Origin of the sequence: Pseudomonas sp. Irchel s3b5, from assembly GCF_900187435.1 — a bacterium.
GTDB lineage: Bacteria > Pseudomonadota > Gammaproteobacteria > Pseudomonadales > Pseudomonadaceae > Aquipseudomonas.
This window is the reverse complement of the sequence record NZ_FYDY01000007.1, coordinates 200,928-227,911: the sequence shown is the minus strand read 5'-3', so window position 1 is coordinate 227,911 and position 26,984 is coordinate 200,928. Positions and strand designations below refer to the sequence as shown.

At 60.1% G+C, this 26,984-nt stretch carries 26 protein-coding genes and 1 pseudogene; 11 read left to right on the top strand and 16 right to left on the bottom strand.

The genetic code is table 11. The features are described 5' to 3' along the window. Nucleotides 1-29 precede the first annotated feature (29 nt). The 3 genes from CKW15_RS11015 to CKW15_RS11005 all read right to left on the bottom strand — a co-directional run bounded on the left by CKW15_RS11015 (nucleotide 30) and on the right by CKW15_RS11005 (nucleotide 3,012). Complete coding sequence (locus CKW15_RS11015) at nucleotides 30-1,082, bottom strand: 3-keto-5-aminohexanoate cleavage protein (protein ID WP_095059793.1); 1,053 nt, start codon at nucleotides 1,080-1,082, stop codon at nucleotides 30-32. A gap of 87 nt (nucleotides 1,083-1,169) precedes the next feature. Continuing rightward, nucleotides 1,170-2,018 carry a TauD/TfdA family dioxygenase gene (locus CKW15_RS11010; RefSeq protein ID WP_095059794.1) on the bottom strand — a complete coding sequence of 283 codons (849 nt, stop codon included), beginning with the start codon at nucleotides 2,016-2,018 and terminating at the stop codon, nucleotides 1,170-1,172. A 13-nt stretch (nucleotides 2,019-2,031) separates the two neighbouring features. Then, complete coding sequence (locus CKW15_RS11005; protein ID WP_095059795.1) at nucleotides 2,032-3,012, bottom strand: quinone oxidoreductase; 981 nt, start codon at nucleotides 3,010-3,012, stop codon at nucleotides 2,032-2,034. 210 nt (nucleotides 3,013-3,222) lie between these two features. Here CKW15_RS11005 and CKW15_RS11000 point away from each other — a divergent pair, with 210 nt between their 5' ends. The 4 genes and pseudogenes from CKW15_RS11000 (at nucleotide 3,223) to CKW15_RS10985 (ending at nucleotide 6,152) form a co-directional block, all read left to right on the top strand. Continuing rightward, nucleotides 3,223-5,142 carry an alkaline phosphatase D family protein gene (locus CKW15_RS11000; RefSeq protein ID WP_095152107.1) on the top strand — a complete coding sequence of 640 codons (1,920 nt, stop codon included), beginning with the start codon at nucleotides 3,223-3,225 and terminating at the stop codon, nucleotides 5,140-5,142. Between the two features lie 36 nt (nucleotides 5,143-5,178). Beyond that, nucleotides 5,179-5,397: pseudogene (locus CKW15_RS10995) on the top strand (adenylate kinase); the annotation flags it as partial. Between the two features lie 249 nt (nucleotides 5,398-5,646). After that, nucleotides 5,647-5,901 (top strand): type II toxin-antitoxin system prevent-host-death family antitoxin, encoded by a 255-nt coding sequence (locus tag CKW15_RS10990; RefSeq protein WP_082069261.1) that lies wholly within the window; start codon nucleotides 5,647-5,649, stop codon nucleotides 5,899-5,901. Continuing rightward, a complete protein-coding gene (locus CKW15_RS10985) occupies nucleotides 5,898-6,152 on the top strand; it encodes a Txe/YoeB family addiction module toxin (RefSeq protein WP_095152106.1) in 255 nt (84 codons plus the stop codon). The genes CKW15_RS10990 and CKW15_RS10985 overlap by 4 nt, the downstream gene beginning before the upstream one ends. Before the next feature lie 8 nt (nucleotides 6,153-6,160). Here the strand turns inward: CKW15_RS10985 and CKW15_RS10980 are convergent, their stop codons facing one another. After that, on the bottom strand, nucleotides 6,161-7,336 hold the full coding sequence (locus tag CKW15_RS10980) for an aspartate aminotransferase family protein (protein ID WP_095152105.1): 1,176 nt from the start codon (nucleotides 7,334-7,336) through the stop codon (nucleotides 6,161-6,163). Nucleotides 7,337-7,438: 102 nt separating this feature from the next. On the opposite strand from CKW15_RS10980, the gene CKW15_RS10975 reads away from it, so the two are divergent. Together CKW15_RS10975 and CKW15_RS10970 are read left to right on the top strand one after the other, a co-directional pair. Beyond that, a complete protein-coding gene (locus tag CKW15_RS10975) occupies nucleotides 7,439-8,344 on the top strand; it encodes a LysR family transcriptional regulator (protein WP_095152104.1) in 906 nt (301 codons plus the stop codon). Between the two features lie 66 nt (nucleotides 8,345-8,410). After that, nucleotides 8,411-9,424: a sensor domain-containing diguanylate cyclase gene (locus tag CKW15_RS10970; RefSeq protein WP_095152103.1), complete on the top strand. Its 1,014-nt coding sequence runs from the start codon at nucleotides 8,411-8,413 to the stop codon at nucleotides 9,422-9,424. Nucleotides 9,425-9,427: 3 nt separating this feature from the next. On the opposite strand, the gene msrA is transcribed toward CKW15_RS10970, so the two are convergent. Together msrA and msrB are read right to left on the bottom strand one after the other, a co-directional pair. Further along, on the bottom strand, nucleotides 9,428-10,132 hold the full coding sequence (gene msrA, locus CKW15_RS10965) for a peptide-methionine (S)-S-oxide reductase MsrA (RefSeq protein ID WP_095152102.1): 705 nt from the start codon (nucleotides 10,130-10,132) through the stop codon (nucleotides 9,428-9,430). Next, nucleotides 10,129-10,659 carry a peptide-methionine (R)-S-oxide reductase MsrB gene (gene msrB / locus CKW15_RS10960; protein WP_095059802.1) on the bottom strand — a complete coding sequence of 177 codons (531 nt, stop codon included), beginning with the start codon at nucleotides 10,657-10,659 and terminating at the stop codon, nucleotides 10,129-10,131. Before msrB ends, msrA begins: the two co-directional genes overlap by 4 nt. Nucleotides 10,660-10,956: 297 nt before the next feature. On the opposite strand from msrB, the gene CKW15_RS10955 reads away from it, so the two are divergent. The 4 genes from CKW15_RS10955 (at nucleotide 10,957) to CKW15_RS10940 (ending at nucleotide 15,829) form a co-directional block, all read left to right on the top strand. Next, nucleotides 10,957-11,676 carry a response regulator transcription factor gene (locus CKW15_RS10955; protein WP_095059803.1) on the top strand — a complete coding sequence of 240 codons (720 nt, stop codon included), beginning with the start codon at nucleotides 10,957-10,959 and terminating at the stop codon, nucleotides 11,674-11,676. Next, nucleotides 11,673-13,193, top strand: coding sequence for an ATP-binding protein (locus CKW15_RS10950; RefSeq protein ID WP_095152101.1), 1,521 nt, complete (start codon nucleotides 11,673-11,675; stop codon nucleotides 13,191-13,193). Before CKW15_RS10955 ends, CKW15_RS10950 begins: the two co-directional genes overlap by 4 nt. Before the next feature lie 167 nt (nucleotides 13,194-13,360). Next, a complete protein-coding gene (locus CKW15_RS10945) occupies nucleotides 13,361-14,065 on the top strand; it encodes a hypothetical protein (protein ID WP_095152100.1) in 705 nt (234 codons plus the stop codon). Between the two features lie 333 nt (nucleotides 14,066-14,398). Further along, entirely contained in the window at nucleotides 14,399-15,829 is a 1,431-nt protein-coding gene (locus CKW15_RS10940; protein WP_095152099.1) for a PLP-dependent aminotransferase family protein, read from the top strand. Between the two features lie 99 nt (nucleotides 15,830-15,928). Here the strand turns inward: CKW15_RS10940 and CKW15_RS10935 are convergent, their stop codons facing one another. The 10 genes from CKW15_RS10935 to CKW15_RS10890 all read right to left on the bottom strand — a co-directional run bounded on the left by CKW15_RS10935 (nucleotide 15,929) and on the right by CKW15_RS10890 (nucleotide 25,201). Then, nucleotides 15,929-16,729: an N-acyl homoserine lactonase family protein gene (locus CKW15_RS10935; RefSeq protein ID WP_095152098.1), complete on the bottom strand. Its 801-nt coding sequence runs from the start codon at nucleotides 16,727-16,729 to the stop codon at nucleotides 15,929-15,931. A 15-nt stretch (nucleotides 16,730-16,744) separates the two neighbouring features. Continuing rightward, entirely contained in the window at nucleotides 16,745-17,704 is a 960-nt protein-coding gene (locus CKW15_RS10930) for a diiron oxygenase (RefSeq protein WP_095152097.1), read from the bottom strand. Between the two features lie 67 nt (nucleotides 17,705-17,771). After that, nucleotides 17,772-18,530: a TauD/TfdA family dioxygenase gene (locus CKW15_RS10925; RefSeq protein ID WP_095152096.1), complete on the bottom strand. Its 759-nt coding sequence runs from the start codon at nucleotides 18,528-18,530 to the stop codon at nucleotides 17,772-17,774. A gap of 18 nt (nucleotides 18,531-18,548) precedes the next feature. Further along, nucleotides 18,549-19,424 carry a branched-chain amino acid aminotransferase gene (locus tag CKW15_RS10920; RefSeq protein WP_095152095.1) on the bottom strand — a complete coding sequence of 292 codons (876 nt, stop codon included), beginning with the start codon at nucleotides 19,422-19,424 and terminating at the stop codon, nucleotides 18,549-18,551. Between the two features lie 22 nt (nucleotides 19,425-19,446). Continuing rightward, nucleotides 19,447-20,787 carry a KamA family radical SAM protein gene (locus CKW15_RS10915; RefSeq protein ID WP_095152094.1) on the bottom strand — a complete coding sequence of 447 codons (1,341 nt, stop codon included), beginning with the start codon at nucleotides 20,785-20,787 and terminating at the stop codon, nucleotides 19,447-19,449. A 22-nt stretch (nucleotides 20,788-20,809) separates the two neighbouring features. Next, the gene (gene yfcF, locus CKW15_RS10910; protein ID WP_095152093.1) at nucleotides 20,810-21,454 is read right to left on the bottom strand and encodes a glutathione transferase; all 645 of its coding nucleotides are present in this window, start codon (nucleotides 21,452-21,454) and stop codon (nucleotides 20,810-20,812) included. Between the two features lie 210 nt (nucleotides 21,455-21,664). Continuing rightward, nucleotides 21,665-22,150, bottom strand: coding sequence for a cupin domain-containing protein (locus CKW15_RS10905; RefSeq protein ID WP_095152113.1), 486 nt, complete (start codon nucleotides 22,148-22,150; stop codon nucleotides 21,665-21,667). A gap of 82 nt (nucleotides 22,151-22,232) precedes the next feature. Then, complete coding sequence (locus CKW15_RS10900; protein WP_095152092.1) at nucleotides 22,233-22,727, bottom strand: RidA family protein; 495 nt, start codon at nucleotides 22,725-22,727, stop codon at nucleotides 22,233-22,235. A gap of 50 nt (nucleotides 22,728-22,777) precedes the next feature. Continuing rightward, nucleotides 22,778-24,058 (bottom strand): acetyl-CoA carboxylase biotin carboxylase subunit family protein, encoded by a 1,281-nt coding sequence (locus CKW15_RS10895; protein ID WP_095152091.1) that lies wholly within the window; start codon nucleotides 24,056-24,058, stop codon nucleotides 22,778-22,780. A 42-nt stretch (nucleotides 24,059-24,100) separates the two neighbouring features. Next, nucleotides 24,101-25,201, bottom strand: a complete 1,101-nt coding sequence (locus tag CKW15_RS10890; RefSeq protein WP_095152090.1) for a hypothetical protein — start codon at nucleotides 25,199-25,201, stop codon at nucleotides 24,101-24,103. A gap of 150 nt (nucleotides 25,202-25,351) precedes the next feature. On the opposite strand from CKW15_RS10890, the gene CKW15_RS10885 reads away from it, so the two are divergent. Then, the gene (locus CKW15_RS10885) at nucleotides 25,352-26,770 is read left to right on the top strand and encodes a PLP-dependent aminotransferase family protein (protein WP_095152089.1); all 1,419 of its coding nucleotides are present in this window, start codon (nucleotides 25,352-25,354) and stop codon (nucleotides 26,768-26,770) included. Nucleotides 26,771-26,984 lie beyond the last annotated feature (214 nt).

Below are 26,984 nucleotides of genomic sequence, written 5' to 3'. Positions count from 1 at the left end.
GGTCACGGCCTCTCGTCCCGACCCCTAGGTTAACCGCGTTGCGGTACACCTTTCTGCCCAGCCTTGCGGTTGGGGGCCATGCCGTTGGCCAACAGGGTTTCTTCGATGCTGTCGTACTGCACGCCGATGCGGTAGATCTCGCGGGCTTCTTTGCCGGTGGCGATTTCACGACCCAGTTCATGGGCAATGCGCACGGTTTGCTGGATCTGTGCAACCGAGCCGAAACGGTCGCCCTTGTGATCAATGATAGTGTCTTCGTTGCCCACACGCGGGTGCATGCCCATGGCCATCGACATGGTGTTGAACGGCATGACGTTCTTGAGCAGCGATTCGGAGGTCAGCGTGCAACCGTCCGGAGCGCGGTGGATGAAGTTGAAGAAGTTGAACGGGTTCGGGCCGTCGAAACCGCCGCCGATGCCGATCCAGGTCAGGTTCAGCGGACCTTTGTAAACGCCACGGCGCACCAGGCGCTCAAGGGTTTCCAGGGCGTGCATGCCGGTCAGCTGGAAGTGTGGCTGGATGCCGTTGCCCATCAGGCGCTTGAGGTGCTCGGCAACCCAGCCCGGACCTGCCGGTACGGTCATTTCGCTGTAGGCAGCGTGAATCAACGGGTTGTCCAGGGAGGTACCTTTGAGGTACTCCGGGTACAACAACTCCATGATGTTCATTTGCGTGGTGTTGATTGCCACGGTGACCTGATCCGGTTTCGGGGTCAGTTCGGCCAGCATGTGACGGGTGTCGTCGGACAGCCACTTGGCCGCTTCGCCGTCGCTTTCCGGGGCGAAGGAAATCGAACCGCCCACCTGGATGATCATGTCTGGCACGGCTTCACGCACACCGGCGATCAGTTCGTTGAACTTCGACAGACGCTTGGAGCCCTTGCCGTCCAGTTCACGCACATGCAAGTGCAGCACGGTGGCGCCGGCTTCATAGCATTCAACTGCTTTCTGAACCTGCTCATCCATGGTCAACGGGATGTCTTCCGGGAAATCTTCCGGCATCCACTCCGGGCCGTACGGGGCCACGGTAATGACTACCTTATCCATGTTTTCCGGGTGCAGGGAATCGTCGAAAAATTGCATGGGTTACTCCAGTTCTTATGATTGTCCCGCCCACCCGGGGCCATGCCGGGCGGACGTGTTTACGAGTGCGATGCAGGTGGCGCTCGATCAGAACGTCTTGTCGCCGATAATCCCGGCGCGCTCCATCTTGCGATGGCACGGTGGGTAATCCATGACGGCGTAGTGCTGGGTACTGCGGTTGTCCCAGATAGCGATGCTGTTCGGCTTCCAGCGCCAGCGCACTTGATACTCAGGGATGTACGCCTGGCTGATCAGGTAGCGCAGCAACTCGCCGGCGCCAGGGTTGGCGTCCTGGCCGAAGCGCACCCGGTCAGGGGTGTGGTAGTTGCTGAAGTGGGTAGTGAAGGCGTTGACGAACAACACCTTCTCGCCGGTTTCCGGATGGGTGCGCACCACCGGGTGCTCGGCGTCCGGGTACATCGCCTTGAGCGCCAGGCGTTTTTCAATCGGCATGGCGGCACCGAAGCTCGCTTCGATGCTGTGGCGGGCACGCAGGTCGGCGATCTTGACCTTCACGTCTTCCGGCAGGTTCGCGTAAGCCGCGACCATGTTGGTCCACATGGTGTCGCCGCCCACGGGCGGGCATTCCACGCAGCGCAGCACGCAGCCCATCGGCGGTGCTTCGCGCCAGGTGGCGTCGGTGTGCCAGGCGTTTTCGTAGCGGTCCATCGGCTGATCCGGCCGCTTGAAGATCTGCACCAGCCCCGGGTGATCCGGATCGCTGCCGGCCACCGGGTGATCTTCCAGCTCGCCGAAGCGACGGGCGAACGCCACGTGTTCGGCGCGGGAGATGTCCTGATCGCGCAGGAACACCACGCGGTGCTTGAGCAGTTGGGCACGAATCTCGGCAAACAGACCGTCATCATGTATTGCGTCGGCCAGGTTGACGCCGATCAGTTCGGCGCCAATGCTGTAGGTCAATTGTTCGACTTTCATGGCTGGTAGCTCCTTAAACGACGAAAATCGACGAGCCGGTAGTCTTGCGAGATTCAAGATCGCGGTGCGCCTGCACAGCGTCCTGCAGGGCGTAGTGCTGGTTGATCTCGATCTTGATCCGGCCGCTGCCGACGTGGTCGAACAACTCGCCCGCCAGGGCGGCTTTTTCGGCCGGGTCGCTGATGTAGTTGGCCAGGGCAGGACGGGTCAGGTACAGCGAACCTTTCATCGCCAGCATCACCGGGTCGAACGCCGGGATCGGGCCGGACGCAGTGCCCACGCAGACCATCAGGCCACGGGGTTTCAGCGAATCCAGCGAACCCATGAAGGTGTTCTTGCCAACGCTGTCGAACACCACGTTGACGCCCACACCGTCGGTCAATTCGCGAACGCGAGCGGCAACGTCTTCATGGCTGTAATTGATCGTATGGTCGCAACCGTGAGCGCGGGCGATTTCGGCCTTTTGCTCGGTCGACACCGTGCCGATCACGTTCAGGCCCAGCAGCTTGGCCCACTGCGAAACGATCATGCCAACACCACCGGCGGCGGCGTGCAACAGAATGCTGTCGCCTGGCTTGAAGTCGTAGATGCGGCGCATCAGGTACGAAGACGTCAAGCCACGCATGGTCATCGCGGCGGCGGTTTCGAAGCTGATGGTTTCTGGCAGCTTGATCAGCGGTGCGGCCGCGATCAGGCGCTCGGTGCTATAGGCACCCAGGGTATTGAGAAAACCGGTGTAGGTGACGCGATCGCCCACTTGGACGTTGGTCACGCCTTCGCCGATGGCCTGGACCACCCCGGAGGCTTCAACGCCCATGCCGTTCGGCATCGGGATCGGGTAAGTACCATTGCGGAAGTAGGTGTCGGCATAGTTCAGGCCAACTGCTACGTGGCGAAGACGAACCTGGCCCGGACCGGGATCGCCGACTTCGACGTCCTCGTAACGTAGGACTTCAGGACCACCGGTTTCGTAAAAGCGTACAGCTTTGGCCATTTTTCTTATTCTCCGATCAGCAGGTTGGCGTGGCATCGAATTGCACTGATTGGACTGTAGGACGAGGCCTGTCGGCACGCTTCTCATCAGACGACAATGGCTTTTCATTTCGTGACAGGCATGACATGACAAGACACGCCCCATTAGCCTGTCAGCCCTCGACCTGCGCTATCATCGCCCGCCTCTGTGCCCCAAGAGTCTTGAATCCGGATGTCCGCGACGCTGCCACTGCCCGACGAATGCACTTCCCTGCCACCAGTCCTGGCCGGCCCGCTGTTGCGACGACTGGAGCCCTCGCGTCTGGTGCTGTGGCTGGTCGGCTCGCGGGCACTGGAGCTGACTTTGCGCGTGCAGGGTATCGGTGACATCCGCCTCGATACGACGCACTGCACCGTGGTGGCGGTGGGCGCCCATGCCTTCGTTCATTTGATCGACGTATCGCTCGAAACCGCCCTGCCCTGTGACGAGCGGATCGAATACGACCTGCTCATCGACGGCGTTGAAGGTATCGCCGACTGGGCACCGCACCTGCTGTACGGCGATGCCGTGCGCCCGGACTTCGTGCTGCGCTCACGGGTGGATCAATTGCTGCACGGCTCCTGCCGCAAGCCTCATCACCCGGCGACCGACGGTTTGCTGTGCGTCGATGAACTGTTGGCACAACAACATGAAGCCCTGGATCGCCCAGCCCTGCTAATCATGACCGGTGATCAGGTTTACGCCGACGATGTCGCGGGGCCGATGCTGCGAGCAATTCATGCTTTGATCCAACGCCTGGGACTGTTCGAAGAACACCTCGAAGGCGCCGTGGTCAGCGACAGCGCCAAACTTTACGAACACCCCGCCAGCTACTACCACCGCGCCGACTTGCTACCGGCGCTGGAGAGCAACGAAACCCTGCGCGATCGGTTTTTCGGTGGTGCACGCAAACCGATTTTCACCAGCAGCAGTGCCGATAACCACCTGGTGACGTTCGCCGAAGTCATGGCCATGTACTTGCTGGTCTGGTCGCCAACGCCCTGGTCCCTGATTGCGCCACAACCACCGGCACTGACAGCGCCACGACGCGAGCGCTATGCGCTGGAGCAGACGTACATCGATGGCTTCAAGGCCGGGCTGGGCAACGTCGCCCGGGCATTGGCGCACATGCCGACGCTGATGATTTTCGACGACCACGACATTACCGATGACTGGAATCTTTCCGCGCAATGGGAAGAAACGGCCTACGGCCATCCGTTCTCCAAACGCATCATCGGCAATGCGTTGATTGCCTACATGCTGTGCCAGGGCTGGGGCAACAACCCGGACGCCTTCCGTGACGTCGTGGAGAAGGCCCGCGCGTTCAGTGCCACCGGGCACGACCGCTACCTCGACAGCCCGGTTCAGGACGACTTGATCGATGACCTGCTGAAGTTTCAAAACTGGCATTTTGTACTGCCCACCACCCCGGCGGTCGTCGTTGTCGACACCCGAACCCGGCGCTGGCGCAGCGAGATGAACCTCAAGCAACCCTCCGGCCTGCTGGACTGGGAAGCCCTCAGCGAACTGCAACAGGAACTGCTGGACCATCCGAGCGCCATCATCGTTTCGCCGGCGCCGATCTTCGGCGTCAAACTGATCGAAACCGTGCAGCGGGTGTTCAGTTGGTGCGGTTTCCCCCTGCTGGTGGACGCGGAAAACTGGATGGCCCATCGCGGTGCCGCGCAAGTGATCCTGAACATCTTCCGCCACTCGCGCACACCGGGTAACTACGTGGTGCTGTCGGGGGATGTGCATTACTCCTTCGTCTACGAAGTGCTGATCCGCCATCGCAAGGCCGGTCCGAAAATCTGGCAGATCACCAGCAGCGGCATCAAGAACGAGTTCCCGCCAACCCTGCTGGAGTGGTTCGACCGCCTCAACCGCTGGCTGTATTCGCCGCGCTCACCGCTGAACTGGCTGACCAAGCGTCGGCGCATGCGCATCGTGCCGCACGTGCCGGAACATGCTGAAGCGGGCGAACGGTTATGGAATTCAGCGGGGATCGGCCAAGTGTTTTTCAATGACAGCGGCCAGCCGCAGGATATCTTTCAGCACAATTCGAATGGCTCGCCGAAGACCCGAATGGTCGCACCCGAAAGCGATGATTGAGCGCAAAAACCCTCCTACAGTTGATCGGTATCGCTCATGGACCTCACCCGAACGCTGATCATTGGTAACTCCGGCTCGGGCAAAAGCTGGCTCGCGCAGCAACTGGCCGGGCCACTGCAAGCGACCTGGGTCGACCTGGATTCGATTCATTGGCTGAGCGACGAACACAGCATCGCCCGACCCCGCGCCGAAGCCTTGGGCATGGCGCGGATCGCGGCCGATGAAGAACGCTGGGTGATCGAAGGGTTTGGCGGTTCAAGGATTCAGTTGATGGACCGGGTTCAAATCATGGATCTCGCTAAAATAATTCGGCTCAGCGATTGATCATCTTCACATCGGTCTATCAGACAAGGACTACGCCGCTCACAGAAACGTCCCGATGAGGTTTCGTCCACACTCAGTACAAACGTTCATGCGCAAAAGCAAAAACGACCATTGAGAGGTATCGCCTTGTCATCCTGTACTCATTTCTGTACGTTCTTTGCATCAAGCGAGGACTGCACCATGCAAACCATTAACTACACCACCGCACGCGCACACTTGGCAGAGACCATGGATCGGGTCAACGAGGACCGAGCACCATTGCTGGTCACCCGTCAGAAAGGTGAACCGGTGGTGATGATGTCCCTGGCGGAATACAACGCCCTTGAAGAGACCGCCTACCTGCTTCGCTCCCCCGCCAATGCTGAACGCCTGATCAAATCAATCGGCAACCTGCGGGCCGGAAAAACCAAAGCCAGGCAACTTATCGAAGAATGAAAACCGAGTTCACTCCTGAAGGCTGGGACGACTATCTTTGGTTCCAGCAAAACGACAAGGCGGGGCTCAAACGAATCAACTTGTTGATCAAGTCAATTCAGCGCGAGCCGTTCGATGGCCCGGGAAAACCAGAGCCACTCAAACACAATCTGAGTAGCGTCTGGTCACGACGAATTACCGCTGAGCATCGCTTGGTCTACACCATCGAGGACGGAGAGTTACGCATCGTAATGTGCAGATACCATTACTGAAGCCATCCTCACGCCGCTTTCACAATACGACTCACCCCTCTGACAATCATCTCCACCTCCCGCTCATCAAGGGTCAACGGCGGCAGCAGCCGAATGGTTTGCCCACGCGTCACGTTGATCAGCAAGGCATGATCCCGCGCGGCGATCAGGCTCAGGTCGCGGATCGGTTGCTTGAGTTCGATGCCGATCATCAGGCCCTGCCCACGGATCGCCGAGACGTTCGGGTGGTCCGCCAATTCCATGCGCAATCTGCTCAGCAAATGTTCGCCCTGAAGCCGGGTGTTTTCCAGCAGGCCTTGTTCTTCGATGATATCCAGCACGGTGCATCCGACCCGACAGGCCAGCGGATTGCCGCCGAAGGTGCTGCCGTGGCTGCCGGGCGTGAACAGGTCGGCGGCTTTGCCACGGGCCAGGCAGGCACCAATCGGCACGCCGTTGCCCAGGCCCTTGGCCAAGGTCATGACGTCTGGGACGATGCCTTCGTGCTGGAACGCGAACCACTGGCCGGTGCGGCCGATGCCGGTCTGGATTTCGTCGAGCATCAGCAGCCACGAGCGCCGGTTGCACAGTTCGCGCACGGCTTTCAGGTAACCGGGCGGCGCCAGTTGCACGCCGCTCTCGCCCTGAATCGGTTCCATCAGGATCGCCACGATGCGCGAGCCATGCGCCTGCTGCACGCGATCCAACGCCTTCAGGTCGCCGAACGGCACCTTGATGAAATCCCCCGGCAATTTGTTGAAGCCCAGGCGCACGGCCGGGCCGTCACTGGCGGATAACGTGCCGAGGGTGCGCCCATGAAACGCATTCTCCATGACCACCACCAGCGGTTGCTCGATGCCTTTGTGCCAGCCATGCAAGCGCGCAATCTTCAGTGCTGTTTCGTTGGCCTCGGCACCGGAGTTGTTGAAGAACGCCCGGTCCATGCCCGACAACGCCGTCAATTTCTGCGCCAGCCGCTGTTGCCAGTCGATGCTGTAGAGGTTGGAGGTGTGCAACAGCAACCCGGCCTGCTCCGTGATGGCGGCGACGATTTTCGGATGGGAATGGCCGACGTTGGTTACCGCCACGCCTGCAACCGCGTCCAGGTATTCACGCCCGGCCTGATCCCACAGGCGTGTGCCCAGGCCCTTGTTGAAGCTCAGGGCAAGCGGTTGGTAAGTGCTCATCAGGCAGGCGGCGGTCATGGCATCAAGCTCCAGCAAGGGTCGGTGTTTTTGCAGTATGGTTAGCCACCTGAGCTGGATAAACGCGATAAAACTTCAATCATCTTCAACCATGGATTGATAATGGACCTGTTCCAGGCAATGACCGTTTACGTGAAAGTGGTGGAAGCCGGCAGCATGACGGCCGCTGCCTTGCAGTGCGAAATGTCCACGACCATGGTCGGTAATCACCTCAAGGCGCTGGAGCAACGCCTGGGTGTGCGTCTGCTCAACCGGACAACGCGACGCCAGCGGCTCACCGAGTTCGGTGCGGCGTACTACCAGCGCTGCCTGGAAGTGCTGGGCTTGGTGGCCGATTCCGAACGGTTGGCCGAACAGGCCCTCGACGAACCAAGCGGCACACTGCGCATCACCGCGCCGCTGACCTTCGGCACTGAACGCCTGGCCCCGGCCCTGAGCGAATTCAGCCTGCACAACCCGCGGGTGAAACTGGACGTCACGCTGACCAATCGACGCCCGGACCTGCTCGAAAACGGGCTCGACGTGGCTTTCCGCCTCGGCGAGCTCGAAGCCTCCAACCTGATCGCCCGGCCGCTGATCGACTACACGCTGACCATGTGCGCATCACCGGCGTACCTGGCACGCCGGGGCACCCCGCAAATACCTGAAGACCTGCAACACCACGACTGTCTGTCGTTCGCCTATCCGGCCGGTGATGACTGGCATTCGGTGGAAAAGGAATGGCGCCTGGCCGGACCGGACGGCGACGTTCTGGTGGTGGTCAGTGGTCCGATGTTGATCAACAGTTCGGCCGGGCTGCATCAGGCTGCGCGCACCGGCATGGGCATCGTGATGCTGCCTGACGCCCTGGTCGAACAAGATCTCAAGGACGGAAAATTGCTGGCCCTGATGCCGGATTACTGTCCACCGAGCCGTCCGATGAACCTGATGTACGCACAGGATCGTTACCGCTTGCCAAAACTGCGTCGTTTCGTCGATTTCGCCCTGCAGATGTGGGGCAAACACTAGCCGCCCGAATACTCATGCACTAATCTGCCGCTTATCAGCCAGACATCAGGACGCAGGGAGAGCGAGATGGGTGAGGCATCGAGTATCGAGCCGTTTAAATTCAACGTGTCGGACATGAACGACGACATGTTGCACACCATCCTGGAGCTGGTCAGCGACGGGATCTGGGACTGGAACGCCAACACCGGTTTCGTCTACCGCACAGCGCGGTGGTACGAGATGCTCGGCTATACGCCTCACTCCCTGGACAACAACGTCTTGACCTGGGAGAACCTCATCCACCCCGAGGATTACCCGCGGGTCATGGCCGTGTTTGACGACTACCTGAGCGAGCGGGCGCCGGGCTATCAAGCCGAGTATCGCTGCCGCATGCAGGACGGCCAATACCTCTGGATCGAAGACCGCGGCCACATCCTGGCGCGCAATGCCGACGGCTCGGTGGCGCGGATGATCGGCGCCCACCGCAGCATCGAAGACAAGCGACGCCTGTTCGAAGAACTCGAACGGCGCAATCACTCCCTCGAAGCACTGATTGAAGAGCGCACCCGCGAATTGTCGCGGGTCAATCTGCAGCTACAGCTGCAACTCGATGAAAACCGCAAGCTGGCGCAAACCGACACCCTGACGTGCATCGCCAATCGCTATCGCCTGGAACAGGTGCTGCCCCAGGCCTGCGAGCGTGCCCAGCGCTTTCGCGAGCCACTGTCGTTGATTGCCATGGACATCGACGACTTCAAAATCATCAACGATCACTACGGTCATGCCTTGGGTGACGCTGCCCTGGTGCATGTGGTCGACAACGTGAAGCGCTTCGTGCGCGCAGGCGACTTGCTGGCGCGATGGGGTGGCGACGAATTCATCATGACGCTGCCCAACACGTCGCTGGCCGAAGCCAGAACCCTGGCCGAAAAAATCCGCCACGGCCTTGTGGATTTGCTGCCAGTCGGCGATTTCAACGTGACCATGAGCTTCGGCGTGGTCCAGCGCTTCGACGATGAACAGCAAACCGGCCTGATGGCCCGGGCCGATCAGGCGCTGTATCAGTCGAAAATCGCCGGCAAGAATGTGATCTCCGGATAACGCCTACCTCCCCGCCTTCACCAACACCGGTTTGTCCTGATAACGCTCGGGGTACAGCTGTTTGAGCTGCGCCACTTTCGGCAAATCGTTGATCACGATATACGGATAGGTCGGATGCTCGGTGAGAAAGTCCTGATGCTCCTCCTCTGCCGGGTAGAAGCCGTTGAAGGTTTCCAGTTTGGTCACGATGGGTTTACTGAACGACTTGGCCACGTCGAGTTGGGCGATGTAGGCCTGCGCGACTTTTTGCTGCTCGACGCTTTGGGGGAAAAGGGCTGAACGATATTGAGTCCCGGTGTCGGGGCCCTGACGGTTGAGTTCGGTCGGGTTATGGGCCACCGAAAAGTAGATTTGCAGCAGCGTGCCGTAGCTGACCTGGCTCGGATCGAAAGTCACTTCGACCGATTCCGCGTGCCCGGTATTGCCATCGCTGACCCGCTCGTACTGCGCGGTGTTGGCCGCACCACCGGCATACCCGGAGACCGCGTTTTTAACGCCTTTGACATGCTGGAACACCCCTTGGACACCCCAGAAACAACCGCCTGCAAAAACTGCGGTTTCGCTGCGCGCCTGGGTGCTTTCGTCGAGTGTCGGTGGCGGCAGCAGGACAGCCTCTTCTGCGCCGAAAGAAAACGCAGAGCATTGCCCGATAACGCTGGCAGCGGCCATTGCCAACAACGTGCGACGCCACGTGAACAGAGTTTTCATGAAGCGGACTCCTGAGTCGTGGGTTCGAACTTAAGCGCCAGACCATTCATGCAGTAACGCAGCCCGGTCGGTTTCGGGCCGTCATCGAAGACATGCCCCAAATGCCCGCCGCAACGCCGGCAGTGAACCTCTTCACGCAACACGCCATAGGAGCGGTCCTGGCGGGTCGCCACGGCCTTGTCCAATGGCGCCCAGAAACTCGGCCAGCCGGTGCGGCTGTCGAACTTGGTCGCCGAAGAAAACAGCGGCAGCTCGCAACCGGCGCAGGCAAACGTGCCGTCGCGGTGCTCGTTGTTCAGCGGGCTGCTGAAGGCGCGTTCGGTGCCCTCTTCGCGGAGGATTTCGTATTGCTCGTCACTCAGAATCGCGTGCCATTCACTGTCGCTGTGGGTCACTTCGAATGCCTCCTCTGCGCGGGCTTCACTGATCAGCGCAGCGCCTGTGGAAAACTTTGGCAGCAGGCCGATCGCCAAGGCTGCCACCCCCACTCCACCGCTGACTGCCAAAAATTGCCGTCGTGAAAACATGACCGTCTCCAAAAATTCCAGGGGCCTTTGATGGAACACAGCCTAGGCTTGAGGGGGTCGCCAAATCCTCACGGGAAGTTAAACAATTCGTGATAACTCGGGCTCCGAAAAACCCGCACAATGCGTCATGCAATTTTGAACCTTGCGATTGCTGTCCTTGTAGGAGCCGGCTTGCCGGCGAAGGCGATGTATCAGTCACATCAACTGTGGACGTGCCGCCGTCTTCGCTGGCAAGCCAGCTCCTACAAGGTTTTCGTTAGCGCCATTACGCACAAACCTCGCCAAAGGATGAGCTGGATGGAACAGACCAAACGCGTCCTCGTGGTCGAGGATGACCTGCATATCGCCGACCTGATCTGCCTGCATCTGCGTGATGAGCAGTTCGAGGTCGTGCACAGCGCCGACGGCACCGAAGGCATGCGCCTGTTGCAGCAAGGCAACTGGGATGCGTTGATCCTCGACCTGATGCTGCCCGGCGTCGATGGCCTGGAAATCTGCCGCCGCGCCCGGGCCATGGCGCGCTACACGCCGATCATCATCACCAGCGCACGTTCCAGCGAAGTGCACCGGATTCTCGGCCTCGAACTGGGGGCCGACGATTACCTGGCCAAGCCGTTTTCCATGCTTGAGCTGGTGGCCCGAGTCAAAGCGCTGTTGCGCCGGGTCGAGGCCATGGCGCGCAATCTGAAGATGGACGCCGGCAGCTTGCTTGTGGACGGTTTGGCCATCGATCCGATCACCCGCGAAGTGTCCCTCGACGGCCGTCGCCTGGACCTCACGCCTCGGGAATTCGACTTGCTGTACTTCTTCGCGCGCCAGCCCGGCAAAGTGTTTTCGCGCATGGACTTGCTCAACGCTGTGTGGGGTTACAGCCACGAAGGTTACGAGCACACGGTCAACACGCACATCAACCGCTTGCGCGCCAAGATCGAGACCGATCCGGCGCAACCGGTGCGCATCCTCACGGTGTGGGGCCGCGGCTACAAGTTCGCCACCGGGGAGCAAGCGCAACCATGAGGCTGACCCTGACGCAACGCCTGTCCCTGGTGTTCGCCGTGCTGTTGCTGGTGTGCTGCGGCACCTCGGCGTGGTTGCAGGTGCGCTCCAACCAGCTGCATGAACAGGAAGTGGTGCAAGGCTTGTCCCGGGACCTGGCCCAGCACATCGCCAGCGATACCGTGCTGATGGACAACAAAGGCCTGATGCCTGACGCCGTGCGTGATCTGTTCAGCAAGCTGATGCAGGTCAACCCGAGTGTCGAGGTGTACTTGCTCGACACCGAGGGCAAGATTGTCGGTAGCGCCGCACCCGAAGGCCGGATACGCCGGGAACGGCTCGACCTCGCGCCGATCCAGCGCCTGCTGCGGGGCGATGCCTTGCCGATCCTCGGCGCCGACCCGCGCAGCGTCGATGCGCGCAAGGTGTTCAGCGCCGCGCCGTTGAAGGTCGACGGCAAACCGGCCGGTTATCTCTACGTGGTATTGCTCGGCGAAGACCACGACCGTTTGGCTGCGCGGGGTGCGACCAGCGCGGCACTCAATACCGCCCTGCTGTCCATCGGTCTTGTCGCGTTGCTGTGCCTGATTGCCGGTCTCACGGCGTTCAGGTTGATCACCCGGCCCTTGCGCCGTTTGACCGAGACCGTCAGCCAGTTCGACATCGATGGCGTCCCGGTCATCCCGGCCCTGCCCGTCGCTGTGGATAAAACCGCCAGCCACGATGAAATCGCCATTCTCGACGCCACGTTCCGCCAGATGCAGGCACGCCTCGGCGAGCAATGGCGCTCCCTGACCCGCCAGGATCAGGAGCGCCGCGAACTGGTGGCGAACATCTCCCACGACCTGCGCACACCATTGGCCTCACTGCACGGCTATCTGGAAACCCTGTCGCTCAAAGACGCGACCCTGTCCCCCGACGACCGTCGCCGCTACCTGGGCATCGCACTGGATCAAAGTCGCAAGGTCGGCGGGTTGGCGCAATCGCTGCTGGAGCTGGTGCGCCTGGAACATGGCTTTGTGCAACCGGTGCTGGAGCGCTTTTCCCTGACCGATCTGGCCCAGGATATTTTCCAGAAATTCGAACTGACCGCCGAGGCGCGTCAGGTCGAATTGAAGGCCACGTTCGCCCCCAACGTTTCGGCAGCCTGCGCCGACCTGGGGTTGATCGAGCGGGTGCTTACCAATCTGTTCGACAACGCCCTGCGCCATACACCGCCAGGGGGCGAAATCGAACTGGGCTTGCGTGTGCAAGGGGCGTTCATCGAAGTGACGGTCAGCGATACCGGACCGGGGATTGCTGCGGAACTGCGTGAAGGATTGTTCCTGCGGCCGTTCAACATTGGCGGCGCCCGGCGCGATGGCGGGTTGGGATTGCGGATCGTGCATCGCATCCTGCAATTGCATGGGTGCGAGATTCAGTTGATCGATGTGCCGGGACGCGGGGCGACCTTTCGATTCTCGTTGCCGATCGATGAGGAAACGGCGACAGCGTTGGCGGTGCGCTCGATGAACCTCAATACACCGCGCCAGGCCTGACACACCGTGGCGCGGCCATCGCGAACAGGCTCCCACAGAAAAGCAAAAAGATGACCAGCCGCCTGTTCATCCGTGACAACGCCGCCCCGGTCCAATAGATTAGGCGACCTGAAAAAGCCCCCGGGCTTTTTCGCCCCTATTCAAGTTATAGAAGTAGTGAAATTTCAATGTCCGATTCCAACACCGCCGAAACCGTAGCCAACCTGTCGTCCAAAGCGGAATACGAAAACTCCATCAATCTTTCACAACACGTGCCCCAGGCCAAAACCATCAGCGAGATGGTGCTGGACGCTTTCCAGTCCACCCGCGAAAGCGACCAGATCCGCGAGCTGCGCGCAGCGATCCGCCAGGCCCACGACAGCTTCGACGATGACAAAGCCTACGAACTGATGGGTGAACTCAAGCAGCTGAAGGATGCCGAGGCAGCAGACATTGCGGCCCTGGAAGACCTGAGCAGCAAGTTCCCGATCAGCCGCATCCTGTCCAGCTTCAAGGACGACCCGGCGTTTCAGGAAATCGTCTACGGCCTGGCGCTGAAGGTGCTGAACCAGACGCATCAAGCCATCAGCAACCCGAGCAGCAGCAAGAGCAAAGCCGCCAAGGCCAAGAAAGAGCTCGAAGTGTTCACCATCAGCAAGGACGACATCAGCGTGACCTTGCCGTTGCGCACCCCGCGTTCGCGTTTGAGCGTTGACCGCGAAGCGCTGGAGTTCCTCGGGTTCACTTTCGTGGGCGAAGGCGACGAAGCGGAGCTGGAAAGCGAGACGTTCCTGGACAACAGTGGCGCCGAGCAAGCGGTCAACCGCAAGAACATCATCACCGCCCTGCAACAGCAGACCGCGTTCGACGGCTATAGCATCGCCGCGCAGTAACCCGACCTCTCACACTTGTGGCGAGCGAGCTTGCTCGCGCTGGGCAGCGTAGCGGCCCCAAAAATCTCAAAGTACAGCCGATTTTTGTGAGTGCTCCGCACTCAAGCGGGAGCAAGCTCCCTCGCCACACATTCCTCAGCGACTGACGCAAGAACCCCGCCATCCAAACGGGGCTTTTTATTGCCCGGGTTTCGGGCAAAACCGCGATTAGTCTTCCAGTATCCACAGCAGGACAACACTTCCCTTCACCCCTCTGCATCACGGGTCCGCCTGCGGGGAGCGTCAACTCACTTTCCAGCCAAGACCTCAGTGGTGCAACCTGCTGAGGTCATCATGAACACGACGCCCTTGTACCGTCAGTTGGCCAACCATTACCTGGACGCCATCCGCAGCGGCACGCTGAAAACTGGCGAACGCTTGCCCTCGATCCGCCTGATGATGGAAAAACACGCGGTCAGCCTGTCGACCGCCGTGCAGGTGTGCCGGGAACTTGAGGATTGTGGCGTGCTGGAGGCGCGGCCACGCTCGGGCAACTACATCCGCCAGCCCGACACCTTGCCCAAACCCACCTCGATCCCCCTCCCGCCAACGATGGATTCCGGGGCTTACGTCGGCATTCATGAACAGGTGTCCTCGGTGCTCAAAGCCAGCCAGCGCGCAACGATCAAGGTCAACTTCGCCAGCGCCTACTGCGCAGCTGAGCTCTATCCGCTGAAGACACTTCAGGACAACCTGATCAAGTCGCTGCGCTACGACTCGCACCTGCTCGGCGCGACGGGTTCGACGTGCGGCAATAGCGCGTTGCGCAACGTCCTGGCGCGGCGTGCGCTGACCACCAAGACTCATCTGGTCGCCGAGCGAATCGTGATCACCCACGGCGCGACCGAAGCGATCAACCTCGCCTTGCGCGCCGTCACGCAGCCCGGCGATACCGTCGCCGTGGAGTCGCCGACCTTCTACGGCCTGCTGCAGATTCTCGAAAGCCTGAACCTGCGGGTGATGGAAGTCCCAGCCTCGGCCCACACGGGAATCAACCTGGCGGCCCTGCAACTTTTGCTGCAAGGCCCCGAGCGGATCAAGGCGTTGATCGTCATTCCCAATCTGCACAATCCGTTGGGCAGCATCATGCCCGACGCCAACAAGGCACGGCTGGTGATGCTGTGCGCCGAGCACGACACGGTGCTGATCGAGGACGACACCTACGGCGACCTGGTGGACACCGAGCAACCGTTGTCCACGCTCAAACACTGGGACCAGACCGACAACGTGATCTATTGCGCCTCGCTGAACAAAACCCTGGCCCCGGGCATACGACTGGGCTGGATCAGCGCCGGAAAATGGCATGACCGCGTGGAGATGCTTAAACACGCCCAGTCCCGAGGCTGCGAAACCTTGTCGCAACTAGCGGTCGGAGCCTTCATGAAGACGCCGTCCTACGAACGTTACCTGCGCCGTTTGAGGAAAACCCTGACACTGCAACGTCGGCAGATGAGCGAGTCGATTACCCGATATTTCCCGCTCGGCACCCGCGTGACCAACCCACAAGGTGGCACGTTGTTGTGGGTGGAACTGCCCCGTCGGCATTCATCCATGGCGTTTTTTCATGAAGCGCTGAAGGTCGGCATCCAGATTTCACCTGGGGATATCTTTTCCAATACCCGGCACTTTTATCACTTCGTGCGAATGGGTTGCGGGGCACCGTACTCGCCGCGGATCGATGAGGCGCTGGAGACGTTGGGCAAAATCCTCAAACATCAAGGTTGACCCAAACCCTGCTCGCGAAAGCGACGTGTCAGTCACATCAATGCTGAATGGGCCGCCGCCTTCGCCAGCAAGCCGGCTCCTACAGGTTTTGAATGTGACTCAGACTGGGGGCTGGTGCAGGCAGATGATATGCGGGTCATCTTTCCAATGCGCAAAACGCTCGGCGATCAGCGGATCATGACCGGGAATGACGTGGTCTTCGCCATCGGCCAGACGGTCGATCTCGCTGAACGCTTCAAGGGTTTGCGCCAGGTCATCGAGGATCGGAAACGGGCTGCGTTCACGAATGTTGACCCACAAATGCGCGGCATCCGACGCCAGCACAATCCAGCCACGCGCCGTGTTCACCCGCACCACCTGACTGCCCGGTGTATGACCGCCCACCGGGTGCAACGTCACGCCGGGCAGTACTTCAACCATGCCGTTGTGCAAGCGCATCCGCCCCTCGAACAACGGTGGCAGCGCCGACATCACATCCTCGACTTCGTAGGTTTTATTCACCGTGCGATGAGCCATTTTCGGCCCGGTGCAGAAGCGCAGTTCCGCTTCCTGCAAATGCACCGTCGCCGTGGGAAACAACCCGAGATTGCCGGCATGGTCCCAATGCAAATGCGTGAGGACAAGGTGCTCGACCTGCGTCGGATCGATGTCCAGTTGCCGTAGGGAATCTTCCGGCAGGCGGTACAGCTGACGATTGCGCCGGTCCGCCGTGGCCGGTTGAAAACAGGTGTCGACCACGATCACCTGCTCCTCGTTGCGGATGACCCAGAAGTAATAATCCAGCGGCATTGGCGCATTCGGATCGCCGCAGCACGCGTCGTAGAGAAAGTTCTCCTTGGCGGTGCGCTGGGCATTGGCACCGACACGGATGGCGAACACTTCGTACACAGGAACGGACATGAACACCTCCGGGGATCAGGCCGCAGCCGTGGCTTTGAGGGTCGGACGGAAGTCGAAATCGATCTGGTCGCTGATGCCCAGGTCCTGCGCCAATTTATGCAGGCCACTGTAGTCGCGCATGATCGTCGCGTTTTTGTTGCTCTCGCGAGTATCGGCAATGATCAGCGCCGCGTCCTCGACCCCAAGCTGCGTCAGGATCGCCTCCCACATCGAGTAGTCCTGAGCGATAAAAGCACTCAGCGCCACCGACAGGTTGCGTGCGAAAAATGCCCGCTGCTCGGGCTGCATGTTGGCGTACATGACCTTGGCCACTTCCGCCAGCACCTTGCTGTGGGCGTATTCGTCGCGGTTGTGCAGTTCGGCGACGCGGCGGTTTTGCGGCTGGATCGTCTGGTCGTCTGCCAGCAAATCCAGATAGGCGTTAACGCTGATTTCGGCCACCACCGCGAAGGTGATCGCCGCCAGATCCCGCTGCCATTGCTCGGGCAGTGCTTCGCGCTGGGCCTTCAAGCGCAAGTACGTGACCGAGGGCGGCAGGTCCAGATCCTGATCAAGTGCGCGATCCAGTCTGGTTCGCTCGATGGCACGCAAATGCATGAGCGTGTGGTAGTGCTCATCGATCAAGGTCTGCTGCATCGCCTCGCGAAAATGCCAGTCGTCCTTGCCCAGGTATTGATTGGCAATGACGCTCAGCGCCGGGTTCACCACGAGTTCTTCGGCGGTGACGGTGCGCAGGTTGTAGCCGATCCAGCCCCAGGTCACCACGCGGCTCTTGAGTTCGTCGTCCAAGGCCTGGAATTTGGGGTGATGGAAAAACGGCACCATGCACTCCGGATAATCCGGGCGCGCCGGGTCGAATACTTCGTCGACCTGGCCCCTGTCCGGCGAACACACCGTGGCACGCTTGGTCCAGGCCTGATTGAGCCGCACGATCAGTTGATGATCGACCTGGGCGATCTCGATTGCTGTCTGCATGACGCGATACCTGTAGGACGCGTACCCGCCAAGGGGGACGCCAAAAGAATAATGGGCGACGGAAAAATCAGGCCAGCCAGTAGCGGGTCAGGTTGCGCGCCGGGTCAGTGTAACGACTGCGGGCATGAATCATTCGCCAGTTGTCCCAAATCAGCAGGCAACCGTCTGGAATCAGCACCGGAACGTTGTGCTCGACGAAGTACGCTTCGCCGAGCAGCGCAAATCTGGCCAGTGGAGAAAGGTTGTGGGCGACCTGCGATTGCTGCAACGCCTCTTTCGAAGGATTCACATCGCCGTAGTGAAACTGGTTGTAGCTGAAGCGGAAAATGTCCCCGTCTTCGGTCGGCGTCAGGATGTATGCCTTGACCCGGGTTTGCGCCGGTTCGCCCGGTTTGGCGGTTGCGACGAATTCCACAGGCGTGTCGTCGAGCCATTCACGCAGTTCCGGTTCGTATCGCTCAAGCGACTTCAAGAACGCGTAACCGTCGACCAACCCCGTATGCCCGCCCCCGCAGGTCGCCTGCTGATGACAATGCAGTGCCAGATAACGCGGCGGCGGTCCATACACCGGCGCCTCGGTATGCGGACCGATGCCGTTCATGCTCTGCGAATACGGCAGATCTTCGTAGCCCGCTTTGCGGGTGATGGCGAACGCCGTCTGACCGTTGAACTGCGGAATGATCGGACCAAACTCGTGCAAGGTTCCTACGACATCATCGGCAAATTCGTCCGGGGTCAGCACCGTCCAGCCTAGGGTCGATAATTCTTCATGACGATGGCCGAGCGAAACGTAAAGTTGAGACGCAACAATCCCTTGATCTGACATGGCGAGGTTCCTGACAGGTTATTCGGCGTTGACGGTTGAGGTGTAAGCGGCAATGAAGTCGCGGCAGGCATTGCCCGGTCGATAGTGCTGCTGGTCGATGCTCTGCACCGGGGTGATTTCGGCGGCGGTGCCGGTGAGAAAACACTCGTTGAAGTCGCCCAGTTCCGTAGGCAACATCGTGCGTTCAATCACTTGATAGTCCAGCGCCCTGGCGAGTTCGATCACGGTCTGGCGGGTGATGCCGTTGAGAAAACAGTCCGGCACCGGCGTGTGCAACGTCCGGCCTTTGACGAAGAACACATTGGCGCTGGTGGCTTCGGCGACATGGCCACGCCAGTCGAGCATCAAGGCGTCGTGGTAGCCGTTGTTCTCGGCATCGTGCTTGCTCAGCGTGGCAATCTGATAATGCCCGGATGCCTTGGCTTCGAAGGGGCTGCTGCTCGGTGGCGGACGGCGCCACGTCGCGGTTTTCAAGCGAATGCCGGCCATGCGTGCCGCCGGGTCGAAATAGCTCGGCCATTGCCAGCAGGCGATCGCCACATGCACGCGATTGAAAAGCGCCGAGGTGGAAATCATCTCACTGCCGCGCCAGGCCACCGGCCTCAGATAACCGTCGACGACGTTGTTGCGATGCAGCAATTGGCGACTGGCCGCTTCGAGCTCGGCGGGTTCAAACGGGATCGTAAAGTCCATCAGCTGCGCCGAGCGATATAGCCGTCCGGTGTGCTCGCGCAACTTGAAAATCCTGCCGTTGTACACGCGCTCACCTTCGTACACCGTGCTCGCGTAATGCAGGCCATGGCTCAGCACATGCAACTGCGCCCGTGACCATTCGACGAACTCGCCGTCGAGCCAGATCACGCCTTCGCGCTGATCAAACGGAATGCCGCTCATATCCTTATTCCTCTGAATCGTCCTACGCCGTTTGCAGCAGGACCGGTATCAATTCGGGCGCCGTTGCGAACTCGTTCTGAAAGAAAAACGAGCGCTCGCCAAACGCCGGTCGCAAGTCATCGAACCAGGTGACGTGCGGATCGAAACGCGCATAGAACGTGCGCAACACCCAGTGCGGATTGCGTGCCTGCAAGAACTGCAAGACGAAGACTTTTTCCCCGGCAACGGTCTCGATGCCGTTGATCAACACCTTGCCGTAGAAGGTGCTCATGGACGGCCCGCGCACCGTGCGCGCCAGCCCGGACACCGTGCGATAGGCCGCCTGAAAGATCTCGAACGCCCGGGCCAATGGCATCGCGAAGTAATGGCTGGGGCCGGTGTCCCGCTCGACAAACATGTAATAAGGCACCGCACCGAGCCGCACGCCTTCGGTCCACAGCGCCGCCCAATCGGCCGGATTTTCGTTGATGTGGCGGATCACCGGTGCCTGCATGCGCACGGTCGCGCCCGTGGCGCGAATGCACTCGATGGCTTGTCGGGCGATGTCTTGGCGGATCTCCACCGGGTGGTTGTAGTGACCCATGATCGACAGGTTTTTCCCCGCCGCAACAATCCGCCGAAACAGTGCCAGCAACTCCGGTGCGTCCTTGTCGCTGACAAACCGCTGCGGCCAGTACGCCACGGATTTGGTGCCGATACGGATGCTCTTGAGGTGTGGCAATGCCAGCAGCGGCTCGATGTACCCGGCCAGCGAACGGGTGTTCATGATCATCGGATCGCCGCCGGTGATCAGCACGTCCGTGACTTCGGGGTGTACCCGCAGGTAGCTCACCAGCTCCAGGGATTCACGGGCGTTGAACTTCAGTTCTTCCTCGCCAATGAACTGCGCCCAGCGGAAACAGAACGTGCAGTACGCGTGACAGGTCTGGCCAGCACCGGGGAAAAACAGCACGGTCTCGCGGTATTTGTGCTGGATGCCCGGTAGGACTTTTCCGTCGAGCACGACGCTGTTGTGGGTCAACTGCCCCGCCGGATGCGGATTCATGCGCAGCCAGATCGCCTCGATCCGACGCTTGATTGCGGCGCTGTCATCCTGCTCGATCAAGTGCTTGAGCGATGCGTATTCGTCCGGCAGCAACATGTCCTTGTGGGGAAAGGTCATGCGAAAAATCGGATCATCCGGGATGTTGTTCCAGTCGATCAGCGTGCCCAAAACGTATTCGTTGGTGCGAAACGGCATGACGCGGGCCACGACGGTCATGGCTTCCTGCAAGGCCGGCGTCAGTCGGTGCCAGTACGGCGTGTCGCGAATGGTGCGTGCGTTGTAAGGCTTGTAGCGTTCGTGCTCTGACAGTCCTTGCATGACAGCGCTCCTGATGATCGTTTTACGCGATGGCCGGCGCTTTGCGCGCGATGTCCATCCATGCCCGAACGCTGTCGCGATCCCACTGGCGATGCACATACGCCGCGAGTCGAGAGGGCACTTGATCGCCATTGGCGACCAGCCGGTTGAGCATGATTGCCAGGTCGGTGTCGGCGATGCTCCAGTCACCGAACAAGTGCTCGGCACCCTCCTCCAGCAAACGGTCGGCGACGAAGAACAAGCGCTCGACAGCGGCCCGGGCGTCGTCAGACAGCGGCGTGTCTTTTTTGCCGAAGTACACCAGGTCAAACGGCCGTTCTTTGCGAACGACCAGCAAATCACTGCGCAGCCACGCCTGAAGCTGGCGGGCGCGAGCGCGCTGTCGGGGGTCTTGCGGGTAGAGTTTTTGGGGGCCTGGGGAGAGTTCGTCCAGGTATTCGGCAATGGCCGAGGATTCTGACAGTGCGAACGCTTCATGAACTAACGTCGGAATTTTGCAGGTCAACGAAAGATCACGGTAATTCGCTTGATAATGTTCACGCGCCTTCAAGTCAAGCGTTACAAGTTCAAATGAACGTTGTTTCTCCTTGAGCGCCACAAACGCTGACATTGCAAAAGCGCTGACATAATCCGCACCGAGATACAGTTTAAACTTTGCACTTTCCATTTAAGCCTCCCTTGCACTAACCACATTAATCCGTTGCATGTGAAGCGATCGTAGTAAGTCGATCAGGCGCTGAACAGATACAGAAAATGTCTGTTTCTATCGATACAGACACTGAAAAGCGTCAATCGCCAGACGGCTTTTTGTGAACGCGACAGAAACGAAAAAGGGAGTCAGCGAACGCGGACTCCCTGGTGTGCAGCAGAGGGGAAATTACAGCTGGCGGGGGATCAAACCCACATTGTCGGCATGATTGGAAAGCAGTGCCATCTGCGGCATGTTGCTGATGTTAAGCATGGCCAGCGGCTCGGTGGCGCTGGTATTGGCGAAGCCGTGCCGGGTCCAGGCCGGCACCAGTAACACGTCGCCAGGGCTGATGCTCATGGCATCGGCATCGCCCAAGGTCAACGCGCCGCTGCCGGACTGAATGATGAACAGGTGCCACCAGGCATGCGCATGCCCATCGAGCGTTGAACCGGGCATCAGCCATTGCATGGACACCGCCATTCCGGGGGTCAACTGGCAACCTTCGAGGCTTTTCTCGTGGGCCAGGGCAACAATATCAACGTCGCTGCCTTCGAGAGTAGCGCGCATATCGGCCAGTTCAGCACCTGTCCACACACGGGGTTTGATCGGCTGTTGGTCTAAACTTTTACGAAAGTCCTTATATGAAAAAAACGCACCTTTAACGTTATTCATTTCCGTTTCCAACATCGTCTGCGCTAATGAGTCTCCTGACCTTAGGCGAACCCTTCAGCACTGTAAAGCGAGCAACTAACACTCATAACACCGACGGCCGCAACGCCACGATCATATCAATTTCAATCGCTGCATTTTTTGGCAGCTGATAAACGCCCACCGTGGTCCGTGTATGTTTCCCGGCGTCGCCCAATACGTGACTGAAAACATCCGACGCACCGTTGGCGACTTCACTGAGGTCGACAAAGTCTTCCGTGGAGCGCACATACACCGTGACCCGAATCAGCGACTTGATCTTGTCCAGCGAACCAATGGCATCGACGATCAGCGCCAACCCTCGCATCGCGCTGATGCTGGCGGCCGCTTGCGCATCCGCCATGGTGAGGTCTCGTCCCACCCGGCCCGGATAGTGGATTTTGCCGTTCATGCGCGGCACCAGACCGCTGATATACAGTTCATCGTGGTGGCGAATCAGCGGCGCGTAATGCCCACCGGCGGTGTTCTCACCGTAAATGTCATAGCCGAATTCCTTTGCCAGCGCGATGAAGCGTTCATCACAGGTCATGTGTTCAATCATTTACCCAACCCTCTTTTCAGTACTGCAAAAAAAACATCAATCCTGACGACTCAACTCACAGCCCTGGCCGGCGATGCCAGGATGGTGATTCCCACCCTTGATTCGATCGCCTCGGCCAGGCGCAACAGGTCGTCGCTGAGCTGTTCGTAGTGTTCGTTGAACAACACGATGTGGCCGATGAACGAGAAGTTGTCTTTCACCTCGGCGGTGACCGAATCACCGATTTGCTTGCTCAGCACCGCCTCCACCAGATCGATGTTCATCGACCGGGCCAGCGACTGGACATCCGGTACATCGCGCAAAAGCCCGACGGCCGTCGCCCGGAGCAGGCGAATGCCGCAGTAGCCGCGAGGCGCCGGATCATGGCTGACGACCTGACCTTCCACGGCCCAGCGAACCCAGCGCTGCCATGGGTCGAAATCGGCGAATGCGCGCTTGGCCAGGTCCCAGATGTGCATGCCACCGGGGCGCATGTTGGTTTCCACCGCCGAGGTGCGATGGTTGGCCCTGTGGAAAATTTCGTTGTGCCAGGCACCGTTGTCCTGCGAAACCAACCCGGCCATGTGGCGGCCGGCAGCCATCAGCCGAATCTGCACATCGGGCGTCAACGGCGCGGGGACCACTTGCTGAATCTCGGCGCGGTAGGCCCCTTCGGTGGTGGTTTTTTCGGTGATCCAGGTGCTTCCGGCGACAAAGTCCCAGCTGTATTCGCGAGCGTTCTGGATCAGCTCTTCGAGCACGATTCCGCCCTCGCGATAGGGCTTGAGCGCTTGCCAGGCGTCGTCGCATTCGGACGGGTGACGGATGACGCGGCAGCCGCGGCTGGCACCTTCGCAGGCGGGCTTGATGAACGCCTTGCCGCCCAGTTCGACGACGCGTTGGCGCAGCTCGGCAAGGCTCTCGACCCGAATGGACAACACCGGGCGGTAGTCCTCGGGCGAGGTAGTGGCCGCGGCTTCGAGCCTGCGGAAGATCTGTTTATCCAAACCTGCCCGCGCCTCGGCCGGGGTGATACCAGGCAAGCCGAAATGACTGGCCAGAGCCGCCCCCAGCAACACGCCGCGATCCGAGAACGGCAACACGCCGATCAATTTCCAGCGGTCGGCATTCAGGCAACCGACCACCCATTCAAGGGACGCCGCCACGTCGCTCTCCGCCAGCGATGTGCTGCAGACATGATCGGCCACTTGATCATCATGAGGTTGAATGTGCTCGACCAGCAGGATCAGCCTCGCGTCGTACATCGATTTGCAGAGATCGCGCAGCTTCTGGATATCGTGGACCCGACTGCCGTTGTACCCCACCACCACTACGCATGAAGTCGTATTCATAATGCCCCCGACTTGCAAATTGAAAACCGACGCGGTGATGACTCAGTCATGCAGCGACGCAATGGACTTGCGATTGAGCCAGTACCAGACCAGGATCCCGCCAGCGCCGATAGCGGCCAGCACCAGAGCGTTGTAGGGCGGCGGCATGACCCGCATGATCAGCACCGTCAGCCCGGCACCAACGCCCAGGGACACCTCTTTGACGAACATGTTGTTTTGCTTGACCGAGAAGTAGTCGAGGTGGCTGAACGCGCATTCGGCGATGGACAGCAGCGCCACCCAGATCAACGCGCCGACCAGGGTTTCGACATGGAACGCGGCAGGGACAGACAGCACGGCAAATCCGCCGGCAATGATCCCGATCACCGCCAAGACCTTGAAGCGCCCGGTGCGCTCGATCAGCTTCATGACCGGCACTTGCGCGAAGACCACGACGGCACTGTTGAGGATCAGCATCAGGCCATACCAGACCGGCAGTTCGCCGGTCTCCAGCAGGATCGCTTGCGGCAGGATCGAGAACACACCGAACAGCTTGATGCCCATGATGATGCCGGCAATGATCCACGGCAGTTTGTTGCGCCAGCCGCTGCCATCCTGGCTGGCCGGACGGGCCACTGCGGCTTCAGTGGTGAACGTTGCCCCCATCGCGATGGGCAGGCACAGCAGGACGAAACTGGCGGCGCCGAGGAAAAACATCGTTGGGGTCAGTAGCGGCGACAGCAAAATGAGCCCTGCCAACAGGCTGCCCATGTTCATGGCGACACGGTTGTAGGCCGCACCTTCCTTGGTTTGCGCCGCTTCGCTCTTGATCAGGTAACCGGCAATCGCAATGCCGTAGGCAAACAACGCCGCGGCAAACATGATGACGCCCTGATTGTGAGTCACCGCCAGCAGCACCAGCCCGAGGGCAGCGCACAGCAGCGTGACGCCCAAGGAACGGCGACCGAGGACCAGCAAGGTCAACGGCAACAGCAATAACAAGGCCCGATAACCCAGGGCCAGAATGCTGTTGGTGGCGGTATCGAGCCAGACGTTGGCCTTGCCCAGCACCGCAAACAGCGCCACGGCCGTGATGATCCGAATGGTGAACAACCGCAGGTTGATCACCGGTTTCGCCACGACGGCGGCTGTTTCTACACTCATCCAACACCTCTTGAACCGGGTGACTGTGCAACCCGGCAACGGTCGACAATCCGCAAACTCTCCAAAGTGATAGTAGAAAGAGATGCCTGTCTTGGTCAGAGCAAGTTCGTATAGAATCCAACGAACTTTACTGCCGGAGAGACCAGTAAAATGCAGGTTCAGCGCGCAGTGATCGCCGCGATCGAGTTCCAGCCGGGTGTGCCGCTGGTGCAGCAGATAGTTGATCAATTGGCCGTGGCGATCAGCCAGGGCGGCCTGCCCCACGGCTCCAGGCTGCCGCCGATTCGCGAGCTCTCCGACTTGATGAACGTGGGTAAATCCACGGTGGTTGACGCTCTGGATCGCTTGCGCGCCAAGGGCCTGGTGGTGTCACGCCAAGGCTCGGGGCACTACGTGCATCGCTCCATCACCACGGTCCAGACCGATTCCGGCCCGGACCTGCTCCCGCAAGACACTCCCAGTGTGGTCCGCCGCGCCGTACTTCAGGACAACGGCGCGCTGCGTCCGGGTGCCGGTTTCCTGCCTTCTTCGTGGCTGCCTGCCGAAGAGTTGCTCAAAGCCGTACGCGGCACCCTTCGCGCGACGGCCCTGCGCATGGGTGAATACGGTAACGCCAGCGGTTACCTGCCACTGCGCCAGGCCTTGCAGGTCAAGATGTCGACCTTGGGCATCGAAGTGCCGGTCGAGCAGATCATCACCACCGCCAACACCGTACAAGCCATCGACATGCTGATGCGCCTGCTGGTCAAACCCGGCGACACGGTGCTGCTCGACGACCCGTGTTATTTCACGATGCACACCAATCTGGCCTGGCACGGCGCCAAGGTCATCAACATCCGCCGTGATTGCGACGGCATGGACCTGGAAGCGTTCGAGCAACTGTTGATCACCCATCGTCCGGTGCTCTACATGACCAACAATGCCCTGCACAACCCGACCGGGCATTCGTTCACCTCGACGCAGGTGTATCGCTTGCTGGAGTTGAGCCATCGCTACAATTTCCACATCCTCGAAGACGATTTGTACTGCGACATGCAGCAACGCCGAACGCCGCGTTTGGCCGCGAGCGGGTTGGACAACGTGTCTTATGTTTCAGGGTTCTCCAAGACCCTGACCGCCAACAGCCGCGTCAGCTTCGCGGTGGTTTCACCATTACTGGCGGCGCGGATGGTGACCCTGAAAATGGCCTGCGGTGGCATGACCTCGGAAATGGCCGAGCAAATTATCTGCACCATGCTCAGCGACGGCAGCTATGCCAAACACATGCGACGCACGGTGGATCGGCTCTATGAGTCAAACAGCCGCGTGGCAGCGTGGCTGGGCGAAGCCGGGTGTTCGGCGTCGTCGCTGCCCGGCGAAGGTTTGTACATCTGGACGCGATTGCCGGATGGATTCCAGGCCGAGTCCCTGGCCAGAAAGGGCCTGGAAATAGACCTGGTTTTGGCGCCGGGAACCTTGCTCAGCAAAGCGGCGGATGCCAATCAGTTCCTGCGATTCAACGTGGCGCACAGCGATCACGTGCAGGTGCGGGAGCGGTTTTTCCGGTTGCTGGACAAGCCGCACAAATAACTAATCACCGCCAACCCCTGTGGGAGCGAGCTTGCTCCGGGCGGCGATCCGACGATGGGGTCGTCACATCCAGCATCAATGTCGCCTGACACACCGCTTTCGCGAGCAAGCCCGCTCCCACAGGGGATTGCAGTGTCCAACACATCCCGGCCAGCACAAGGCCACGATTGTGCGTTCCGATACCCACCGCTAACTTCGACCCGTCGCTGCCAAT